Origin of the sequence: Methylobacterium sp. WL103, assembly GCF_008039885.1 — a bacterium.
GTDB lineage: Bacteria > Pseudomonadota > Alphaproteobacteria > Rhizobiales > Beijerinckiaceae > Methylobacterium > Methylobacterium cerastii.
Window position 1 is genome coordinate 1 of sequence record NZ_VRUX01000632.1, and the last position, 2,341, is coordinate 2,341.

General features: G+C 71.6%; 3 protein-coding genes. All 3 read right to left on the reverse strand.

Translation table 11 applies throughout. The features are described from left to right. Positions 1 to 802 (reverse strand): four-carbon acid sugar kinase family protein (locus FV222_RS23460; protein ID WP_147815772.1); only part of this gene is annotated, 802 nt, incomplete at its 3' end. Beyond that, positions 799 to 1,593, reverse strand: a complete 795-nt coding sequence (otnI, locus tag FV222_RS23465; protein WP_147765393.1) for a 2-oxo-tetronate isomerase — start codon at positions 1,591 to 1,593, stop codon at positions 799 to 801. The genes otnI and FV222_RS23460, both read right to left, overlap by 4 nt. 241 nt (positions 1,594 to 1,834) lie before the next feature. Then, the coding region (locus FV222_RS23470) for an NAD-binding protein (RefSeq protein ID WP_147815773.1) at positions 1,835 to 2,341 on the reverse strand (507 nt) is incomplete at its 5' end.

Sequence of the window (2,341 nt, forward strand, 5' to 3'; positions counted from 1 at the left end):
CCCCCCCCCCCCTTTTTTTTTCCCCCCCCCACCCGCCATCCCCCCCCGCCGCCGGGCGCGGGGGCGCGGAGATGTCTATACCACACCGCCCGCGCCCGCGCCCCGAGGCGCCGCAGGAGACGCGGTGCCCGAGGGCGGCGCGGCCCAGGATCTCGAGGTCTGACTCGAAGATCGCGTCGGCGATCGCCGCGCCGTGGCCGTCCGCCGCCAGGGCGTCGAGGCGGGCGGCGACCGCCTTCGGCCCCTTTGCCACGGTGGCGATGTCGACGAGCCCGACCGTGCCGGCGCTCTGGCGGGCGAGCACCCGCACGAGGTTCGAATCGCGCATCGGGTTGAGGGGATGGTCCTTCAGCGGGCTCTCGGCCAGCAGGGTCGCGCCGACGAAGAGGTGGCCCTGGCAGACGCTGCGCCCGGTCTCGGGGAAGGCGGGCGTGACCAGCGCGATCGGCTCGGCCGCATCCGCCCGAAGTGCGTCGAGCACCGGGCCAATGTTGCCGGCGTCGGTCGAGTCGAACGTCGAGCAGACCTTGAACAGCACGTGGTTCGCGCCGCGGCGGCGGAGCCAGGCGTCGGCCTCGCGCGACCGCGCCACCGCCTCGCCCGGCGCGACGGACCGGCTCTTGAGCGCCACCACCACGGCGTCGACCTCCGGCAGGACGAGGTCGTCGGCCGGCACGCCGATGGTCTGCACCGTGCGCAGGCCCGCCTTGGTCAGGGTGTTGGCGAGGTCGGAGGCGCCGGTATAGTCGTCGGCGACGCAGCCGAGGGCGAGGGCTCGGGAAGGAGACTGCGAAGCGCTCATCGGGCGTCTCCCCGCTGGCCGGCGCGATAGGGCGCGAACCAGCTTAAGCCCTCGACGGTGCCGGCGGCCGGGTTGTACTCGCAGCCGACGAACCCGTCATAGCCGAGCCGGTCGAGCTCCGCGAACAGGAAGGCGTCGTCGATCTCGCCGGTGCCGGGCTCGTGGCGCGCCGGCACCGAGGCGGTCTGCACATGCCCGACGATCGGCATCAGCTCGCGCAGGCGCATCGTGACGTCGCCGTGCATGATCTGGCAGTGATACAGGTCGAATTGCAGCTTCAGGTTCGGCAACCCGAGGTCGCGGATCAGCGCCGCCGCCGCCCCGAAATCGTTCAGGAAGTAGCCCGGCATGTTGCGGCCGTTGATCGGCTCCAGCACCAAATCCCGTCCGGTGCTGCCGACGGCCTCCGCCGCCCAGGCGACGGCGCGGCGGTAGGCGTCGCGCGCGGTCGAATCGTTCGGGTCGGCCAAGCCCGCCATCAGGTGGAGGCGCCCGACGCCGGTGGCCTCGGCGTAGCGGAGCGCTGTGGCGACGCCTTGCTTCAGCTCGTCGAAGCGCTCGGGTAGGGCCGCGAGCCCGCGCTCGCCGGCCTCGAAGTCGCCCGGCGGCAGGTTGAACAGCGCCTGGGTCAGGCCGTGGCGCGCGAGCCGCTCGGCGATCGCGTCGGCCGGATGCGCGTAGGGGAACAGGAACTCGACGGCCCCGAAACCCTGGTCCGCGGCCGCGGCGAAGCGGTCGAGGAAGGGCAGCTCGGTGAACATCAAGGTGAGGTTGGCGGCAAAGCGCGGCATGGTTTCGAACTCTTTCTGCGCCGGTCTCGACGTCGGTCCGCGTCGAGACCGGGCGTTAGATCCCCGGTCGTCCCACCCTTGCCCCACCCCATTCCCTCATCCTGAGGTGCCGGAGCGAAGCGAAGGCCTCGTAGGAGCCCTCCAGGGATGACGGCGGGTTCTGGAGGGCTCCTTCGAGGCCCGCCGAGGCGGGCACCTCAGGATGAGGTGGCGGATCGGACAATCGAACGCCGACGGATGCTCAGCTCTTCGCCGCCGGCAGGGTCGCGCCCGAGACCTGGGCGTAGAGCCGCGCGACGGAGGAATCGTCGTCGCGGCCCATGCCCGAGCCGGAGGCCATCAGGAACATCTGCAGGGCGGCGGCCGCCACCGGCACGGGGTACTTCTCGACGCGGGCCATGTCCTGCACGATGCCGAGGTCCTTGACGAAGATGTCGACCGCGCTCTTCGGGCCGTAGTCGCCGTCGAGCACGTGCGGCATCCGATTCTCGAACATCCACGAATTGCCGGCCGACTTGGTGATGACCTCGTAGACGCGCGCGAGGTCGAGGCCCTGCTTGGCGGCGAAGCTCATCGCCTCGCACGCCGCGGCGATGTGCACGCCGGCCAGCAGCTGGTTGATCATCTTGAACGCCGCGCCCTGGCCGGCCGCGTCGCCGAGCTCGTAGAGCGTACCGGCCATCGCATCGAGGGCGGGACGGGCCGCATCGAAGGCGGCTTGCGTGCCCGAGGCCAGGAAGGTCAGCGC